At 58.3% G+C, this 18,171-nt stretch carries 20 protein-coding genes; 10 read left to right on the forward strand and 10 right to left on the reverse strand.

Features of this window, described 5'->3' with window-relative positions:
* The first annotated feature begins 1 nt into the window (after position 1).
* A complete protein-coding gene (locus tag ACIQY3_RS13010; protein WP_403019827.1) occupies positions 2–661 on the forward strand; it encodes a hypothetical protein in 660 nt (219 codons plus the stop codon).
* 87 nt (positions 662–748) lie between these two features.
* Here the strand turns inward: ACIQY3_RS13010 and ACIQY3_RS13015 are convergent, their stop codons facing one another.
* Together ACIQY3_RS13015 and ACIQY3_RS13020 are read right to left on the reverse strand one after the other, a co-directional pair.
* Positions 749–1,966 carry an argininosuccinate synthase gene (locus ACIQY3_RS13015; protein WP_088422930.1) on the reverse strand — a complete coding sequence of 406 codons (1,218 nt, stop codon included), beginning with the start codon at positions 1,964–1,966 and terminating at the stop codon, positions 749–751.
* Between the two features lie 128 nt (positions 1,967–2,094).
* Positions 2,095–3,003 (reverse strand): OmpA family protein, encoded by a 909-nt coding sequence (locus tag ACIQY3_RS13020; protein WP_403019828.1) that lies wholly within the window; start codon positions 3,001–3,003, stop codon positions 2,095–2,097.
* Positions 3,004–3,160: 157 nt separating this feature from the next.
* On the opposite strand from ACIQY3_RS13020, the gene pyrC reads away from it, so the two are divergent.
* Positions 3,161–4,207, forward strand: a complete 1,047-nt coding sequence (gene pyrC / locus ACIQY3_RS13025; protein ID WP_403019829.1) for a dihydroorotase — start codon at positions 3,161–3,163, stop codon at positions 4,205–4,207.
* A complete protein-coding gene (rnt, locus tag ACIQY3_RS13030; RefSeq protein WP_054045196.1) occupies positions 4,204–4,881 on the forward strand; it encodes a ribonuclease T in 678 nt (225 codons plus the stop codon). Before pyrC ends, rnt begins: the two co-directional genes overlap by 4 nt.
* Before the next feature lie 75 nt (positions 4,882–4,956).
* Here the strand turns inward: rnt and ACIQY3_RS13035 are convergent, their stop codons facing one another.
* Positions 4,957–5,559 (reverse strand): peroxiredoxin, encoded by a 603-nt coding sequence (locus ACIQY3_RS13035; protein WP_054045198.1) that lies wholly within the window; start codon positions 5,557–5,559, stop codon positions 4,957–4,959.
* Positions 5,560–5,872: 313 nt separating this feature from the next.
* Here ACIQY3_RS13035 and ACIQY3_RS13040 point away from each other — a divergent pair, with 313 nt between their 5' ends.
* Together ACIQY3_RS13040 and bfr are read left to right on the forward strand one after the other, a co-directional pair.
* On the forward strand, positions 5,873–6,091 hold the full coding sequence (locus tag ACIQY3_RS13040; RefSeq protein ID WP_008057530.1) for a bacterioferritin-associated ferredoxin: 219 nt from the start codon (positions 5,873–5,875) through the stop codon (positions 6,089–6,091).
* A 198-nt stretch (positions 6,092–6,289) separates the two neighbouring features.
* Positions 6,290–6,763, forward strand: a complete 474-nt coding sequence (gene bfr, locus ACIQY3_RS13045; RefSeq protein WP_017340571.1) for a bacterioferritin — start codon at positions 6,290–6,292, stop codon at positions 6,761–6,763.
* 189 nt (positions 6,764–6,952) lie between these two features.
* On the opposite strand, the gene grxD is transcribed toward bfr, so the two are convergent.
* From grxD to ACIQY3_RS13070, 5 genes are all read right to left on the reverse strand, one after another.
* On the reverse strand, positions 6,953–7,294 hold the full coding sequence (grxD, locus tag ACIQY3_RS13050; RefSeq protein WP_054045200.1) for a Grx4 family monothiol glutaredoxin: 342 nt from the start codon (positions 7,292–7,294) through the stop codon (positions 6,953–6,955).
* A gap of 97 nt (positions 7,295–7,391) precedes the next feature.
* A complete protein-coding gene (locus ACIQY3_RS13055; protein ID WP_403019832.1) occupies positions 7,392–9,497 on the reverse strand; it encodes a molybdopterin oxidoreductase family protein in 2,106 nt (701 codons plus the stop codon).
* Positions 9,498–9,631: 134 nt separating this feature from the next.
* Positions 9,632–9,922 (reverse strand): hypothetical protein, encoded by a 291-nt coding sequence (locus ACIQY3_RS13060; protein WP_403019833.1) that lies wholly within the window; start codon positions 9,920–9,922, stop codon positions 9,632–9,634.
* A 102-nt stretch (positions 9,923–10,024) separates the two neighbouring features.
* A complete protein-coding gene (locus ACIQY3_RS13065) occupies positions 10,025–10,351 on the reverse strand; it encodes a hypothetical protein (protein WP_403019834.1) in 327 nt (108 codons plus the stop codon).
* Positions 10,341–10,547: a hypothetical protein gene (locus ACIQY3_RS13070; protein ID WP_403019836.1), complete on the reverse strand. Its 207-nt coding sequence runs from the start codon at positions 10,545–10,547 to the stop codon at positions 10,341–10,343. The genes ACIQY3_RS13065 and ACIQY3_RS13070 overlap by 11 nt, the downstream gene beginning before the upstream one ends.
* A gap of 392 nt (positions 10,548–10,939) precedes the next feature.
* Between ACIQY3_RS13070 and argF the strand changes: the two genes are divergently transcribed.
* Positions 10,940–11,860, forward strand: a complete 921-nt coding sequence (gene argF / locus ACIQY3_RS13075) for an ornithine carbamoyltransferase (protein WP_123515094.1) — start codon at positions 10,940–10,942, stop codon at positions 11,858–11,860.
* Positions 11,857–12,966, forward strand: a complete 1,110-nt coding sequence (locus tag ACIQY3_RS13080; RefSeq protein WP_403019837.1) for an ABC transporter ATP-binding protein — start codon at positions 11,857–11,859, stop codon at positions 12,964–12,966. Before argF ends, ACIQY3_RS13080 begins: the two co-directional genes overlap by 4 nt.
* 114 nt (positions 12,967–13,080) lie before the next feature.
* Here the strand turns inward: ACIQY3_RS13080 and ACIQY3_RS13085 are convergent, their stop codons facing one another.
* Both ACIQY3_RS13085 and ybaK read right to left on the reverse strand, forming a co-directional pair.
* On the reverse strand, positions 13,081–13,863 hold the full coding sequence (locus ACIQY3_RS13085) for a PhzF family phenazine biosynthesis protein (protein WP_403019838.1): 783 nt from the start codon (positions 13,861–13,863) through the stop codon (positions 13,081–13,083).
* Positions 13,864–13,968: 105 nt separating this feature from the next.
* On the reverse strand, positions 13,969–14,439 hold the full coding sequence (gene ybaK, locus ACIQY3_RS13090) for a Cys-tRNA(Pro) deacylase (RefSeq protein WP_403019839.1): 471 nt from the start codon (positions 14,437–14,439) through the stop codon (positions 13,969–13,971).
* 370 nt (positions 14,440–14,809) lie between these two features.
* Here ybaK and ACIQY3_RS13095 point away from each other — a divergent pair, with 370 nt between their 5' ends.
* The 3 genes from ACIQY3_RS13095 (at position 14,810) to ACIQY3_RS13105 (ending at position 18,091) form a co-directional block, all read left to right on the forward strand.
* On the forward strand, positions 14,810–15,661 hold the full coding sequence (locus tag ACIQY3_RS13095) for an MIP/aquaporin family protein (protein WP_054045218.1): 852 nt from the start codon (positions 14,810–14,812) through the stop codon (positions 15,659–15,661).
* Positions 15,662–15,734: 73 nt separating this feature from the next.
* Positions 15,735–17,240, forward strand: coding sequence for a glycerol kinase GlpK (gene glpK / locus ACIQY3_RS13100; protein WP_403019840.1), 1,506 nt, complete (start codon positions 15,735–15,737; stop codon positions 17,238–17,240).
* Between the two features lie 95 nt (positions 17,241–17,335).
* Entirely contained in the window at positions 17,336–18,091 is a 756-nt protein-coding gene (locus ACIQY3_RS13105; protein WP_007916700.1) for a DeoR/GlpR family transcriptional regulator, read from the forward strand.
* Positions 18,092–18,171 lie beyond the last annotated feature (80 nt).

The raw sequence follows: 18,171 nt of genomic DNA on the forward strand, positions 1-18,171 counted from the left end.
CATGAAAAAACTCAAGAAAAGAATTTCGAACCCGATGACCATTATTGCGATTTTTGCAGCGCTTTCCGAAACGTCTGCAGCGATCTCCCTGCCCTTTCTTGACAATGATGAACGGGAAATCTATGTTTGGTTTTTAATCAGCTTTCCGTTTTACTTGCTCTTCCTTTTTTTTCTCACGCTCAACTTCAACTATCGATCGCTTTACGCCCCCTCTGACTTTGATAAAGACAAATACTTCATAAAAGTCATTGATAACGCCGAGCGCCCGCCCGCCCCAGGTTTTTCAACCAGAGTCAGGGGGTTTCGTTGTCGGTTCTGGAGTGCGCAAGGCCCACCGACTCCTCTCCGTCTGCACACAGGCATCCAGGCGCAACATAGCGTCTATTTGCCGGGGCGATTGAAGGAGCTGAGCATCGTCGATACTCGCGGGATAAACACGCCGGTGGGCTACACCACCTTAATGGAGGCAATCCGCAATCCACCGAGTCACCCTAAAAAGGTGATCGTGTTTCTTGCTTGCAGCGAGTCGGAGAAATTACTGAAGGAAGGCACGCTCAAGCATTCAAAGCACAAAAGGAAAGGCACTGGCGAATCCTTCTGCATTGTCTACAACTTGAGTTCACGGGGCACGACGGTGCTGGATCAGACGTTCGATGAGTGATCAGGAAAGTATTGGTGTGAATGAAATCGAGAGCGCTGTGGCCCTGTCAACGACAGGGCCACAGCGTCATTTACCACAACAAAGGTCTCAGAACAGCTTGCGACCCTTGTTGGCGGCAATACGCATGCGCAAGGCGTTTAGCTTGATGAAGCCCGCCGCATCGGCCTGGTTGTAAGCGCCGCCATCTTCTTCGAAGGTGGCGATGTTGGCGTCGAACAACGATTCGTCGGACTTGCGGCCGGTGACGATCACGTTGCCTTTGTACAGTTTCAGGCGAACGACACCGTTCACGTGAGCCTGGGAAGCGTCGATCATCTGTTGCAGCATCAGACGCTCAGGGCTCCACCAGTAACCGGTGTAGATCAGGCTGGCGTATTTCGGCATCAGCTCGTCTTTGAGGTGAGCCACTTCGCGGTCCAGGGTGATCGATTCGATCGCACGGTGAGCGCGCAGCATGATGGTGCCGCCAGGGGTTTCGTAGCAGCCGCGGGACTTCATGCCCACGTAGCGGTTCTCGACGATGTCGAGACGGCCGATACCGTGTTCGCCACCGATACGGTTCAGGGTCGCCAGCACGGTGGCCGGGGTCATTTCGACGCCGTCCAGCGCGACGATATCGCCGTTGCGGTAGGTCAGCTCGAGGTACTGGGCCTTGTCTGGAGCGTTCTCCGGGGAGACGGTCCATTTCCACATGTCTTCTTCGTGCTCGGTCCAGGTGTCTTCCAGCACGCCGCCTTCATAGGAGATGTGCAGCAGGTTGGCATCCATCGAGTACGGGGATTTTTTCTTGCCGTGGCGCTCGATCGGGATGTTGTGCTTTTCAGCGTAATCCATCAGCTTTTCACGGGAGAGCAGGTCCCACTCGCGCCAAGGGGCGATGACTTTCACGCCTGGCTTGAGTGCGTAGGCGCCCAGTTCGAAACGAACCTGATCGTTGCCCTTGCCGGTGGCGCCGTGGGAAATGGCGTCAGCGCCGGTTTCGTTGGCGATTTCGATCAGGCGTTTGGCGATCAACGGACGAGCGATGGAAGTACCCAGCAGGTACTCGCCTTCGTAAACGGTGTTGGCACGGAACATCGGGAACACGAAATCACGCACGAATTCTTCGCGCAGATCGTCGATGTAGATTTCTTTTACGCCCATGGCCTGAGCCTTGGCGCGGGCCGGTTCGACCTCTTCGCCCTGACCCAGGTCAGCGGTGAAGGTCACTACTTCACAGTTATAAGTATCCTGCAGCCACTTGAGGATCACCGAAGTGTCCAGGCCGCCGGAATACGCCAGAACGACCTTGTTTACGTCCGCCATGCCATCACTCCACGGGGTTTACGGAAAGCCGAGAAGTCTACCGCTCATGCGGAATAATTTACAGAGGCGCGACAGCTAATGACGACGAAGCGACAGATTATGTCGAGCGAGCGACGATTACAGCGGGTTCAGGAGGTCGTCGCAGCGCTCGCCGAAGAGGCCGACTGAGGAGCCGGTTTGTCGGTAGGCGCAACCCGTTCAAGGCGCACCGCGACCCGGCGATTCTTGGCCCGGTTGGCTGCATTGGTGTTCGGCGCCAGCGGGTAGCGTTCGCCGTGGAAACGCATGGTGATCTGCGATTCCTGGATGCCATTGGCCTTGAAAAAGTCCATCACCGCCAGTGCCCGGCGACGTGACAGCTCGCGGTTGGTCAGGCGATTGCCGCTGTTGTCGGAATGGCCGTCGAGTTCGATGTGATTAACCGTCGGATCGGCTTTCATGAACTCCAGCATGACCTGCAACTTGGCCTTGGCTTGGGGATCCAGATCGACACTTTCACCGGGGAAACCAACTTCGGATTGCTTCACCTGCTCGAAATTCTGCGGCAACAGTTTTGCCACACAACCCTGATAATCATTGAAGGCCTTGCTGAACTTGACCGGCAGCAGGCGAACTTCAGACACCCGACCATCGCCCGAAGCACGCCGGATAACCGGGCTGCGACCGTCCATCAAACCACTGATCAGGCGCCCGGCCTGGACTTGCGAACTGTTGAACAGCACGTTGCCGCTGCCGATGTTGACTGACCCCAGGTTGATGTCGCCACGCCCCGGTTGCCATGGTGCAGCCGCTGCCAGCAGCGTCGCCGAGCCGCCGCCGATCACCGAGTTGTAGGCTTTGAGACGAAAAATCGCCTGCTCACCCGCGCGACGCACGAACTCGCCAGAACCGAAATCGGTAATCGGCTGGGCCAGTCGGCATTCGAACTTGTCACCTTCGACCGTCCACTCAATGCTCTCCAGACGGGTCTGGAAAGTGAGCGCCATCGCGGGAAGGCTGGCAAACACACTGAGCAAGGCTAAATAACGCTGGCGCACGGGAGGCTCCACTGGCTTCTACAACAAAAAGACCGACACATACGTTTACGGCATACCTAATGGATATCGGAAGCTTGCTGCAAAACTTGATAGCGAGTGCCTGAGAGAGTCTTTTCCGGTAGCATTCCCCTCAGTTTGACCCGCCTGGAATCCCCTCATGTCCGACCGCCTGACCCTGCTGCGTCCCGACGACTGGCATATTCATCTTCGCGATGGTGCTGTTTTGTCCAATACCGTTGCGGATGTCGCGCGCACCTTTGGTCGCGCCCTCATCATGCCCAACCTGGTACCTCCGGTGCGCAACGCCGCTGAAGCCGACGGCTATCGCCAGCGGATTCTCGCTGCACGCCCGGCCGGCAGTCGTTTCGAACCGCTGATGGTGCTGTACCTGACCAACCGCACCCAGCCCGAAGAAATTCGTGAGGCCAAGGCCAGCGGTTTCGTTCACGCCGCCAAGCTGTACCCGGCCGGCGCCACCACCAACTCGGATTCTGGCGTCACCAGCATCGACAAGATCTTCCCGACGATCGAGGCCATGGCCGAAGTCGGGATGCCGTTGTTGATCCACGGTGAAGTCACCCGTGGCGATGTCGACGTGTTCGATCGCGAAAAGATCTTCATCGATGAGCACATGCGTCGTGTGGTCGAGCGTTTCCCGACGCTCAAAGTGGTGTTCGAACACATCACCACCGCTGACGCCGTGCAGTTCGTCAACGCGGCTCCGGCCAACGTTGGCGCGACCATCACCGCGCATCACTTGCTGTACAACCGCAACCACATGCTGGTGGGCGGGATTCGGCCGCATTTCTACTGCCTGCCGATTCTCAAGCGCAACACGCACCAGGAAGCCCTGCTCGACGCCGCCACCAGTGGCAGCGAGAAGTTCTTCCTCGGCACCGACTCGGCGCCGCATGCCCAGCACGCAAAAGAAGCCGCTTGCGGCTGTGCCGGTTGCTACACCGCTTATGCTGCGATCGAGATGTACGCCGAGGCCTTCGAACAGCGCAATGCGCTGGACAAGCTCGAAGCCTTCGCCAGCCTGAACGGCCCGCGCTTCTATGGCCTGCCGGTGAACACCGATCGCATTACCCTGGTCCGCGAAGAGTGGACCGCCCCAACCAGCCTGCCATTTGGCGAGCTGACCGTAATCCCGCTGCGCGCCGGTGAAAAACTGCGCTGGCGCCTGCTGGAGGAACACGCGTGAGTGAAGACCATTTCGACGACGAACAGGACGGTCAAGGCGGTGGAGGCGGTCCTCGTCATCCAATGGCTGCCAGATTCCGTGGTTACCTGCCGGTTGTCGTCGACGTAGAAACCGGTGGTTTCAACTCGGCCACCGACGCCCTGCTGGAAATTGCCGCGACCACCATCGCCATGGATGAAAAAGGGTTTGTGTACCCCGATCACACCTACTTCTTTCGCGTAGAACCGTTTGAGGGCGCGAACATCGAAGCGGCCGCCCTGGAATTCACCGGGATCAAGCTCGATCACCCGCTGCGCATGGCCGTGAGTGAAGAAACCGCCCTGACCGATATCTTCCGCGGCATCCGCAAGGCCCTCAAAGCCAACGGTTGCAAACGGGCGATCCTGGTCGGGCACAACAGCAGCTTCGACCTGGGCTTCCTCAACGCCGCTGTCGCGCGCCTGGACATGAAACGCAACCCGTTCCATCCGTTCTCCAGCTTCGACACGGCCACCCTCGCTGGCCTGGCTTACGGTCAAACCGTACTGGCCAAGGCCTGCCAGGCAGCCGATATCGACTTCGACGGTCGCGAGGCTCACTCGGCTCGTTACGACACCGAGAAGACCGCCGAGCTGTTCTGCGGCATCGTCAATCGCTGGAAACAAATGGGCGGCTGGGAAGACTTCAACGACTGATCCGGTCGCAGGGTTTTATCCCGCCCACAAAAAAACCGGCCTCGCGGCCGGTTTTTTTATGCCTGACGCTTGGGCTTACAGCGCCGCAGCGTGCTCGGTCAGGTAAGCCGCAACACCTTCGGTGGAAGCGGTCATGCCTTTGTCGCCTTTTTTCCAGTTGGCAGGGCAAACTTCGCCGTGCTCTTCGTGGAATTGCAGCGCGTCGACCAGACGGATCAACTCTTCCATGTTACGGCCCAGTGGCAGGTCATTGATGATCTGCGAACGGACAACGCCTTTGTCGTCGATCAGGAACGCGCCACGGAAAGCAACGCCGTCAGCGGACTGAACGTCGTAGGCCTTCATGATTTCCTGCTTGATGTCGGCAGCCATGGTGTAGCGAACCTGGCCGATACCGCCATTGTTCACCGGGGTGTTGCGCCATGCGTTGTGGGTGAAGTGCGAGTCGATCGACACGGCGACCACTTCAACGTTGCGCGCCTTGAAGTCAGCCATGCGGTTGTCCAGAGCGATCAGCTCGGACGGGCAAACGAAGGTGAAGTCCAGTGGGTAGAAGAACACCAGGCCGTATTTGCCTTTGATGGCCGACGACAGGGTGAAGCTGTCTACGATTTCGCCGTTGCCGAGGACGGCCGGTACGGTGAAGTCTGGAGCTTGTTTGCCTACGAGTACGCTCATTGAATATCTCCTGGTCTATTAACGTGAAGAACTGGATTCGCATCAGCCTGCCACCCTCAGGCGACAGCCCTGTGACACGATCCCCTTCGCAAGGACCGACCATCATACACGGCGTTTTTGAGCTGTCCTCAACGGATTTTCAGCGGCGCGCAAAATTCGGACTGTTACGGTTACTGTCGCAATGCCATGTCGAAAACCGTTCGTCAGCCATCGGCGCTTATAACGCGAAGCTTTCAGAAAGCACTTTGACAATCATTCTCGTTAACATTAAGATCCATCGCAATTGAGTCACAACCAGCGACGGTTCTCACTTATGTATGTCTGCCTCTGCACTGGCGTCACCGACGGTCAAATCCGCGATGCAATCTATGAAGGTTGCTGCAGCTATAAAGAAGTCCGTCAGGCCACCGGCGTAGCTAGTCAATGCGGTAAATGCGCCTGCCTTGCCAAGGAAGTGGTGCGTGAAACCCTGACCAAGCTGCAAACCGCCCAGGCCGCGATTCCATTTCCTGTTGAATTTACTGCCGCGTAACTACCGTATTTCAAAGAACCGGACTAATGTCCGGTTTTTTTATGCCCGTAAATCAACCGCTTAGGCTCTAGACGCGGAACACAAACATTCTTATTCCGATTAATTTTCATATAACTTTCAATAACTTAGGTTTGACACTCTTAATTACGCGGCTCAAACTCTGCCTTATAGTCAGTTAATACAGGGCAGGACCCCATCATGAAAGGCGACATTACAGTCATCCAGCATCTCAACAAGATCCTTGCCAATGAGCTGGTCGCGATCAATCAATACTTTTTGCATGCGCGCATGTATGAAGATTGGGGTCTGAACAAGCTCGGCAAGCACGAATACCACGAATCCATCGACGAGATGAAACACGCGGACAAGCTGATCAAGCGCATCCTGTTCCTCGAAGGCCTGCCGAACGTCCAGGACCTCGGCAAGCTGCAGATCGGCGAGCACACCCAGGAAATGCTTGAGTGTGACCTGCGTATCGAACGCACCGGTCACGCGGACCTCAAGGTCGCGATCGCCCATTGCGAAACCGTCGGCGACTTCGGCAGCCGTGAACTGCTTGAAGACATCCTTGAATCCGAGGAAGAACATATCGACTGGCTGGAAACCCAACTGGGCCTGATCGATAAAGTCGGTCTTGAGAACTATCTGCAATCGCAGATGGGCGAAGAGTAAGAGCTGTGTAGGAGCTGTCGAGTGCAACGAGGCTGCGATCCTGGCGATGGCAGCGGCGACATCTCAACAACTTACATAGCGCAATAAAAAGCCCCGCCTTCTTTCGAGAGGCGGGGCTTTTTAGTTGCTGAAGATCAAAAGATCGCAGCCTCGTTGCACTCGACAGCTCCTACAGGGGAGCCAATCGACTTAGGCTTCGGTCTTGGCAGCCGCTGCTTTTTCAACAGCCGCTTTGATCGTGGCCTGCAACGAACCGTCAGCAGCCATTTCAGTCATGATGTCGCTACCGCCGACCAGCTCACCGCCGACCCACAGTTGCGGGAAGGTTGGCCAGTTGGCGTATTTTGGCAGGTTGGCGCGAATTTCCGGGTTCTGCAGGATGTCCACGTACGCGAACTTTTCACCACAAGCCATGACGGACTGCGCGGCTTTCGCGGAGAAGCCACACTGCGGGGCATTCGGCGAGCCTTTCATGTAAAGCAGAATGGTGTTGTTAGCAATCTGCTCTTTAATCGTTTCGATGATATCCATGGAGCACCTCGGCTGAACTTTCCGACTCAAGGGTCGGCACGGTGGCGCATTGTAACGGAAACCCGAGCGCCATGCTCGGTCTCCCCGACAGACTCGATCAAGCCGCCGCCACGGTCACCGGCACGCCGTTCAACGCCGCATTCCCCGACAACTCATCGAGCTGACATTCGTCGGTCAGGTCATTGGCGCTGGACCCCGGCTGGCTGCTGGCGATTGTCATCTGCACACCCGGCCGCGCGTGGCCCCAACCGTGCGGAAGACTGACCACGCCTTTCATCATATCCAGACTGCCAAGCACCTCAACTTCGATCACCCCGACCCGCGAGCTGACCCGCACCCGCTGCCCATCGTTGAGCCCGCGGCTGGCCAGGTCGTCCGGATGCATTAACAACTGGTGCCGCGGCTTGCCCTTCACCAGACGGTGGTAGTTGTGCATCCACGAATTGTTACTGCGCACATGCCGGCGGCCAATCATCAGCAACTCGTCGGCGGCCGGCGCCTGCAGGGCGGCGAAACGGGCCAGGTCAGCGAGGATCGGCGCCGGTGCGGCCTGAACATGCTGGTTCGGGGTCTTGAGCCGTGACGCCAGATTAGACTTGAGCGCCCCCAGATCAACACCGTGAGGATGATCGAACAGGGTCGCCAGCGACAGCTTGTGCTCGGATGCATCGCCATACAGCCCCATGCGCAAGCCACGGTCGATCATTTGCGCCGGAGCGATGGTTGGCTTGAGTTCCTTGCCGGTCTTCGCCGCAAACGCCTGGGCCAGGCCGACGAAAATTTCCCAGTCGTGCAACGCGCCTTCCGGCTTGGCCAGGATCGCCCGGTTGAAGCGCGAGACGTTACGCACGGCAAACATGTTGAACGTGGTGTCGTAGTGATCGTTTTCCAGGGCAGAGGTGGACGGCAGGATCAAGTCGGCATAACGGGTGGTTTCGTTGATGTACAGGTCGATACTGACCATGAACTCCAGCCCGTCCAGCGCTTGCTCCAGTTGTCGGCCGTTCGGCGTGGACAGAACCGGATTGCCGGCCACGGTGATCAGTGCCCGCACCTGCCCTTCCCCGCCGGTGAGCATCTCTTCGGCCAGGGCCGACACCGGCAATTCGCCGCTGTATTCAGGACGCCCGGACACCCGGCTCTGCCAAAGATTGAAATGCCCGCCCGAGGTGGACGCCACCAAATCCACCGCCGGTTCGGTGCACAACGCACCGCCCACACGGTCGAGGTTGCCGGTGACCAGGTTGATCAACTGCACGACCCAATGGCACAACGTGCCGAAGGCCTGGGTCGAGACCCCCATGCGGCCGTAGCACACCGCCGTCGGCGCTGCGGCAAAGTCCCGGGCCAGTTGGCGGATCTGTTCGGCGGGCACCGCGCACAACGGGCTCATCACCTCAGCGGTGAAACCCGCGACCGCCTCACGCACTTCATCCAGACCGTCCACCGGCAAATGACTGTCCCGGGTCAGGCCTTCGGCGAACAGGGTATTGAGCAGCCCGAACAACAGCGCCGCATCGCCGCCGGGGCGCACGAACAAATGCTGATCGGCAATCGCGGCCGTTTCGCTTCGGCGTGGATCGACCACCACCACTTTGCCGCCCCGGGCCTGAATTGCCTTCAGGCGTTTCTCGACATCCGGCACGGTCATGATGCTGCCGTTGGACGCCAGCGGATTGCCGCCCAGGATCAGCATGAAATCGGTGTGATCGATGTCCGGGATCGGCAACAGCAAGCCGTGGCCGTACATCAGATGGCTGGTCAGGTGATGGGGCAACTGATCGACCGAGGTCGCGGAAAACCGATTACGGGTTTTCAGCAGGCCTAGAAAGTAATTGCTGTGGGTCATCAGCCCATAGTTGTGCACGCTGGGGTTGCCTTGATAGACCGCCACCGCATTCTGCCCGTGACGTTCTTGAATCCCTGCCAGACGCTCGGCTACGAGATTAAAGGCGTCTTCCCACGCAATCGGCTGCCATTCGCTGCCCACGCGCTGCATCGGCTGGTGCAGGCGGTCCGGATCATTCTGGATGTCTTGCAGGGCCACAGCCTTGGGACAGATGTGCCCGCGACTGAACGTATCCTGGGGATCACCCTTGATCGAAGTGATCTGCACCCGGCCTTCGGCCTCGGTGGTTTCGATGGTCAGGCCGCAAATGGCCTCGCACAGGTGGCAGGCACGGTGATGGAGAGTCTTGGTCATGGCCAGTCTCTGTCTTGTTCTGGGCGGGCAATGTCTGCCACGGGAACAAAACTATGGCGCGCGAACCGTCACTGCGCCAGCGACGTTCGTCTTGTGAATCGGTGGCCATCAGGCCAGCCGATGGCCGTGCGGATTCAGTTCGGCGGCAACCGGGGCGGCGCCTGCAACTGGATCTCCTGGATGGTTTCAATCTGCTCGTGGGCGACATGCACACCAGTGAGCTCGCCGATCAATCGCCAGTGCTCATCGAGCCCGGCACTGATGGTGGCCATGCGGTCGATCATCCGCCGACCGGCGGCCTTGGTCACATCGTCTTCACTGCGCATCAACTCGAAGGACATCGAGGTCATGGACGCGGTGAGATGGGTCAGGGAGCGGGCGGTGAGGCCAAGTAATTCCATTAGTTGCTGTTCTTTCGAATCCATTCCGGAGGCTTCCTGCGTCGTCGTGAGGTAGTTATAACCCAGCACTTTGCATTAGCAAATGTTTCAGACGAGACACATTGCCCAGACAGACCGAGAAAAACTTCACTGGGCCTGGGAAACCTTCAGCACTTTCTTTTTGAATGGTGAGGTAAGCGCCGTCCATATACCGCCAATGGCCAGCCAAAGCATGACGCCAGACCCGATCAGGATGATCGCTTTTTGGTTAGCCAGGATGCCCAATTGATGGGGTTCGGCTTGATAGACCTGTAACGCGATATCCAAAACGCTCACAACGGTAAACCAGGCGACCACCAATGCAGCACCGTGCTTGAGGTCAGGCGTGGATCGAGCCAGTAGCGAAGTCCCCAGGTAGATTCCAATCGCGATCAATCCGCCAATTACCAATAATTGGGTCGAATCAATCTGCAATCGCATCATCCTTGAAATTCTTTACGCCGATAAAAGCGCCAACGATGGCGCCTACTACCGCGCTCGGAATGCCTGGGTAAAGGGTCGTCGCGATAATTGCGAAACCCATTACAGTGGACAGCACTGCCATATCAAACGCCGGAGAGACACGACGCAAACGTGTCAGGCTACCGATTCCAGTTTTATCGAGCGACATACCGGGTTCCCTCCTTGGGGGTGTTTGACTGGGTTGAATCGCAAATACGCAACGACGCCGATGATACCGGACGGTAGCTCCACTACTGGCACGCAAAACCGTAACAGCAAGCAACGTGCCCCCTTGAAACCGGGCCTTTAATGGCGTGTCACGCTGCACCTGATTTGCAAACCCGCTTCGCCACCGTGTACAAATGCGGCTCGCTTGTGAATCTCGAAACAGGTCAGAAGCCGTAAAAATAAGCCTCCTATTGGTAAGACGCGACATTTAATTATAAGATCGCGCCTTCCCCTATTTCGTCGCCCCGTGCGGCTTACGCCGCAGGTCTCGCCCGTTTTTCAGTTAAACAAGGCTTTGAGTATCTGCGGTCTGTTGCAAAAAGGTAGTCAATGATGAGCGCAAGGCACTTTCTCTCCCTGATGGATTGCACGCCCGAAGAGCTGGTCAGCGTGATCCGTCGAGGCGTTGAGCTCAAGGACCTGCGTAACCGCGGCGTACTGTTCGAGCCTTTGAAAAACCGCGTCCTGGGGATGATTTTCGAGAAGTCCTCGACCCGCACCCGCATCTCGTTCGAAGCCGGCATGATCCAGCTCGGCGGCCAGGCGATCTTCCTTTCGCCCCGGGATACCCAACTGGGTCGCGGCGAGCCGATCGGTGACGCCGCCATTGTCATGTCGAGCATGCTCGATGCGGTGATGATCCGTACGTTTTCCCACAGCACACTGACTGAATTCGCCGCCAATTCGCGCGTTCCGCTGATCAACGGCCTGTCCGATGATCTGCACCCGTGCCAGTTGCTGGCCGACATGCAAACTTTCCTCGAACACCGCGGCTCGATCCAGGGCAAGACCGTGGCCTGGATCGGCGACGGCAATAACATGTGCAACAGCTATATAGAAGCGGCGATCCAGTTCGACTTCCAGTTGCGCATTGCCTGCCCGGAAGGTTATGAGCCAAACCCTGAATTCGTGGCCAAGGCCGGCGATCGTGTGACCATCGTCCGCGATCCACAGGATGCCGTGCGCGGCGCTCACCTGGTCAGCACCGACGTCTGGACCTCCATGGGCCAGGAAGAAGAAACCGCCAAGCGCCTGAAGCTGTTCGCTCCGTTCCAGGTCAATCGCGCCCTGCTCGACCAGGCAGCGCCGGACGTGTTGTTCATGCATTGCCTGCCCGCTCACCGTGGCGAAGAGATCAGCCTCGACCTGTTGGACGACCCGCGCTCCGTGGCCTGGGACCAGGCGGAAAACCGTCTGCACGCGCAAAAAGCCCTGCTGGAGTTTCTCGTGATGCCGGCGTACCACCACGCATGAGCCAGCCATTACTGCTCAAGCTGCGCAACCTTGCCTGCGGTTACCAGGACCAGCGGGTCGTACAGAACCTCAACCTGCATTTGAATGCCGGCGACATCGGTTGCCTGCTGGGCTCTTCGGGCTGCGGCAAGACCACCACCCTGCGGGCCATTGCCGGTTTCGAACCAGTACACGAAGGTGAAATCCAGCTCGCCTGCGAAACCATCTCCAGCGCCGGATTCACCCTCGCCCCGGAGAAACGCCGGATCGGCATGGTCTTTCAGGACTACGCCCTGTTTCCACATTTGAGCGTGGCCGAGAACATCGCTTTCGGGATCCGCAAGCATCCGCAGAAGGACCGCGTCACCGAAGAGTTGCTCGAACTGGTCAACCTGAAGAACCTCGGCAAACGCTTCCCCCATGAGTTGTCCGGTGGCCAGCAGCAACGCGTCGCCCTGGCCCGCGCCCTGGCGCCGGAGCCGCAACTGTTGCTGCTCGACGAACCGTTCTCCAACCTCGATGGCGAACTGCGGCGCAAGCTCAGCCATGAAGTCCGCGACATTCTCAAGGCTCGTGGCACCAGTGCGATTCTGGTGACCCACGACCAGGAAGAAGCCTTCGCCGTCAGCGATCACGTGGGGGTTTTCAAGGAAGGTCGCCTGGAACAGTGGGATACGCCCTACAACCTGTATCACGAACCTCTGACACAGTTTGTGGCCAGTTTCATTGGCCAGGGCTACTTCATTCGCGGCCAGTTGAACACGCCGGAATCGGTGCAGACCGAGTTGGGCGAATTACGCGGCAATCGTGCCTATACGTGGCCGACAGGGGGCGCGGTGGATGTGTTGCTGCGACCGGATGACATCGTTTACGCACCGGATAGCGCACTGAAGGCCCGGATTGTCGGCAAGACGTTCCTCGGCGCCTCGACGTTGTATCGCTTGCAGATGCCGACAGGTGCGCAGCTGGAGTCGATCTTCCCGAGCCATGCCGATCACCAGATCGGTGCGCAGGTGGGGATTCGAGTGGCGGCGGAGCATTTGGTGTTGTTCCAGGCTTCTGGAAGCACGGCGGCGCAGATTCCGACAGTTGAGTCCGGTGTTCGCCGGTACAGCACCGCCAGCTGACAAACTGGATTAAATGTGGGAGCGGGCTTGCTCGCGAAGGCGGCGTCTCAGTCACCATCATCGTTGACTGTTACACCCCCTTCGCGAGCAAGCCCGCTCCCACATTGGTATTTCTCAACCCAACATAAACGTTCCGCTCGCGACCAGCGTCGCATTCCCGCCGATCTTCACCCGCTCCCCTTCCAGCCGACAGAACAACTCCCCACCACGGGCCGAGCACTGATACGCCGTCAGGCTCGATTTGCCCAAGCGTTTCGACCAGTACGGAATCAAGCTGCAATGGGTTGATCCGGTCACCGGATCTTCATTGATGCCAATCGCCGGCGCGAAGTACCGGGACACGAAATCATGCTTGCTGCCCTTGGCCGTGACGATTGCACCCGGCCACGGCAGTTTCGCCAGCGCCGTCATATCAGGTTTGCAATCGAGCACGGCCTGCTCGGATTCCAGCACCACCAACAGTTCATTCGAACCCAGCACATCGACCGCTTCCACACCCAAGGCACGCTCGACATCCAGGGTCACGCCGACTTCCGACGGAACGATCGCCGGGAAATCCAGCCACAACCGCCCGCCTTCACGGCTGACGCTCAATGGGCCAGACTTGCAGATGAAATCCAGGCGCTCAGCCGGCTCCTTATGGATGTCGAACAGTACGAACGCGCTGGCCAGGGTAGCGTGCCCGCACAGCGGCACTTCGATCGTCGGGGTAAACCAGCGGATATGCCAGGCCTGACCTTCACGCACCACGAAAGCGGTTTCGGCAAGGTTGTGCTCGGCGGCAATCTTCTGCATCAATTCATCGGCGAGCCAGGCATCGAGCCGATACACCATCGCCGGATTGCCACTGAACGGTCGATCACTGAACGCATCGACCTGATGAAATTCAAGCTGCATAACCTTCTCCCTAAGTTCGGCCGCCGAGCATGAAGCCGCGACTTTTCCGGCGCCAGTGACAGTGAAGTCCAATTTTCACCATACACCCCGGGCCGACAGTGCTCGTCAGACGCGAGCGATATCGGCGAACGTCGCCTGGGTGTGCTCGGCCAATACGGCGGGCGCCAATTCCACCTCCAGACCACGTCGCCCCGCACTGACAAAAATGCTGGCGAAGGGCTGTGCCGAACTGTCGATAAAAGTGCGCAGACGTTTCTTTTGCCCCAACGGACTGATGCCGCCCAACAGGTAGCCGGTCGCCCGCTGTGCTGCCGCCGGGTCTGCCATTTCGACTTTTTTCACGCCGGCCGCATGGGCCAGGTGCTTTAAATCGAGACTTCCGACGACCGGCACCACCGCCACCAATAATTCACCTTTCTCACTGGCCGCCAGCAACGTCTTGAATACCTGCGCCGGGTCCAGGCCCAGTTTTTCCGCTGCCTCCAGGCCATAGGACGCCGCCTTCGGATCATGTTCGTAACTGTGCACACGATGTTCGGCGCGAACTTTTTTCAACAAATCCAATGCGGGGGTCATGGCAGCTCCAGGCTTGGCGGCAGAAGAAAAATACTGCGCTGGATTCTAGGTCATTGATCAGCAAAAGGCTCTATTGCGGAGCTATTTCAAAGGCTTGGCGGAGCCCCGCTGCACGGGTTTTCACGCAACTCAAAACGCCATCAACACGATCATTCACACGACGAATAGTTTAAATATGACTGACGGTTCACTTTCGACCTTTGACAGCGGCGTTTCTTGTCTATATTTTTTCGTTTGCGAATACTGTAGGAATGATCCCGAAGTAGTACTCGGCAGTAAACCAAAATCAGGATGGGGATCCTGACGCGGTGAAAATCGCGCCTTGACCAAGATGACAAGGCGCCAGACAACAACAAAAAAGAGGTTTTCGATGACAACTGCTTTGAAACAACCGCCACTCTCGAGCCAATGCATGGCCGAATTCCTGGGCACTGCACTGTTGATCTTTTTCGGGACGGGTTGCGTTGCTGCGCTCAAGGTCGCGGGTGCCAGCTTCGGGCTTTGGGAAATCAGTATCATCTGGGGCGTTGGCGTCAGCATGGCGATCTACCTGACCGCCGGTGTGTCCGGGGCTCACCTCAATCCTGCCGTCAGTATCGCGTTGAGCATTTTCGCCGATTTCGAAAAACGCAAACTGCCCTTCTACATCCTCGCCCAGGTCGCTGGCGCGTTCTGCGGAGCGTTGTTGGTTTACACGCTCTACAGCAATTTATTCTTCGATTACGAACAAACTCACCATATGGTTCGTGGCACCCAGGCAAGCCTTGAGCTGGCGTCGGTGTTCTCCACCTTCCCGCACCCGGCCCTGTCCACGGCCCAGGCGTTCCTGGTCGAAGTGATCATCACCGCCATCCTGATGGGCGTGATCATGTCCCTGACCGACGACAACAACGGCCTGCCGAAGGGTCCGCTGGCGCCACTGCTGATCGGCCTGCTGATTGCGGTGATTGGCAGCTCCATGGGCCCACTGACCGGTTTCGCGATGAACCCAGCGCGTGATTTCGGTCCTAAGCTGATGACTTTCTTTACTGGCTGGGGTGAAATTTCCTTCACCGGCGGGCGCGATATCCCGTATTTCCTGATTCCGATTTTTGCACCGATTGTCGGTGCCTGCCTCGGCGCTGCTGCATATCGCGGGCTGATTGCCCGTCATCTGCCAGGCACCGAACCTGCTACAAAGGACGCAACACCGGCCATTGACGGCAAACCAAGAACTTCTTGATACCGTTGGCGCGTGATCCTGCCCTTTGATCCCGCGCCTGACCTCACTCCTTATTTCGTCCAAGGCAATCGACATGACCGATATTCAGAATAAGAACTACATCATTGCCCTCGATCAGGGTACGACCAGCTCCCGCGCGATCATTTTCGACCGTGACGCGAACGTGGTCTGCACTGCACAACGCGAGTTCGTGCAGCATTACCCGCAAGCCGGTTGGGTCGAACATGACCCGATGGAAATCTTCGCGACCCAAAGCGCCGTGATGGTCGAGGCCCTGGCTCAAGCCGGCCTGCATCACGACCAGGTTGCCGCCATCGGCATCACCAACCAGCGTGAAACCACCGTGGTCTGGGACAAGACCACCGGCCGCCCGATCTACAACGCGATCGTCTGGCAGTGCCGCCGCAGCACCGAGATCTGCCAACAGCTCAAGCGCGATGGCCACGAGCAATACATCAGCGAAACCACTGGTCTTGTGACTGACCCGTACTTCTCCGGCACCAAGCTCAAGTGGATCCTCGACAACGTCGAAGGCAGCCGCGAACGTGCGCGCAACGGCGAACTGCTGTTCGGCACCGTCGACAGCTGGCTGATCTGGAAATTTACCGGCGGCAAAGTCCACGTTACCGACTACACCAACGCCTCGCGCACCATGCTCTTCAACATCCACTCGCTGGAGTGGGACGCGAAGATGCTGGAGATCCTCGACATCCCCCGTGAGATGTTGCCGGAAGTTAAATCGTCGTCGGAAATCTACGGCCACACCAAAAGCGGCATTGCCATCGGCGGTATCGCCGGCGACCAGCAAGCGGCGCTGTTCGGTCAGATGTGCGTCGAGCCCGGCCAGGCGAAAAACACCTACGGCACCGGCTGCTTCCTGCTGATGAACACCGGCGACAAAGCCGTGAAGTCCAAGCACGGGATGCTGACCACCATCGCTTGCGGCCCGAAAGGCGAAGTGGCCTACGCGCTGGAAGGCGCAGTGTTCAACGGCGGTTCCACCGTGCAGTGGCTGCGTGACGAACTGAAGATCATTGCCGATGCCACCGACACCGAATACTTCGCCAGCAAGGTCAAGGACAGCAACGGCGTGTATCTGGTGCCGGCCTTCACCGGTCTGGGCGCGCCGTACTGGGACCCGTATGCCCGTGGCGCTTTGTTCGGCCTGACCCGTGGCGTGCGCGTGGATCACATCATTCGTGCCGCGCTGGAATCGATCGCTTATCAAACCCGTGACGTGCTCGACGCCATGCAACAGGACTCCGGCGAACGCCTCAAGTCCCTGCGTGTGGACGGCGGTGCGGTGGCGAACAACTTCCTCATGCAGTTCCAGGCCGACATCCTCGGCACCCAGGTCGAGCGTCCGCAAATGCGCGAAACCACGGCACTGGGCGCCGCTTACCTGGCCGGCCTGGCGTGCGGCTTCTGGGGCAGCCTGGACGAGTTGCGCGGCAAGGCAGTGATCGAGCGCGAGTTCGAACCGGCCCTGGAAGAAAGCGCGAAGGAAAAACTCTACGCCGGCTGGAAAAAAGCCGTCAGCCGCACCCGCGATTGGGAGCCGCACGAAGGGGCTGAATAAGCCAAGGACCGGACTCGTATCCGGTTGTAACTGGTAGGGAGCGGATTCCTGCGGCATCATGGGCAAATTTTGCACGGCAGCCCAAAGGAAGCCCCATGAATCTGCCTCCCCGTCAGCAGCAAATCCTCGAACTGGTCCGCGAACGCGGCTATGTCAGCATCGAGGAAATGGCTACGCTGTTCGTCGTTACACCGCAAACCATCCGCCGCGATATCAATCAGCTCGCGGAAGCCAATTTGTTGCGTCGCTACCACGGCGGCGCGGCCTACGATTCCAGTGTCGAGAACACCGCCTACGCCATGCGTGCCGACCAGATGCGCGATGAAAAGCAGCGTATCGGCGAAGCCATTGCGGCACAGATTCCCGACCATGCCTCGCTGTTCATCAATATCGGCACCACCACCGAATCGATTGCCCGGGCGTTGCTCAACCACAATCACCTGAAAATCATCACCAACAACCTGCACGTGGCCTCGATGCTCAGCGCCAAGGACGACTTTGACGTTCTGTTGACCGGTGGCAATGTGCGGCGTGACGGCGGCGTGGTGGGTCAGGCGAGTGTCGATTTCATTAACCAGTTCAAAGTGGATTTTGCTCTGGTTGGCATCAGCGGTATCGATGAAGACGGCAGCCTGCTCGACTTCGATTATCAGGAAGTGCGGGTGTCCCAGGCGATTATTGCCAATGCGCGACAAGTAATTCTGGCAGCGGACTCCAGCAAATTCGGGCGCAACGCCATGATTCGTTTGGGGCCGATCAGCCTGATCGACTGTCTCGTGACCGATCAGCAACCCGTGCCGGCGTTGGCGCAGTTGTTGAGTCAGCACAAGATTCGGCTCGAAGTGGTTTAAGCCGCTCCTCCTTATTCGGCGTCTGCACTGGCGCCTTCGCGAGCAAGCCCGCTCCCACAGGTTCCGCGCAACCCTTGTGG

The organism is Pseudomonas sp. NPDC096950, assembly GCF_044762525.1.
Taxonomy (GTDB): domain Bacteria; phylum Pseudomonadota; class Gammaproteobacteria; order Pseudomonadales; family Pseudomonadaceae; genus Aquipseudomonas.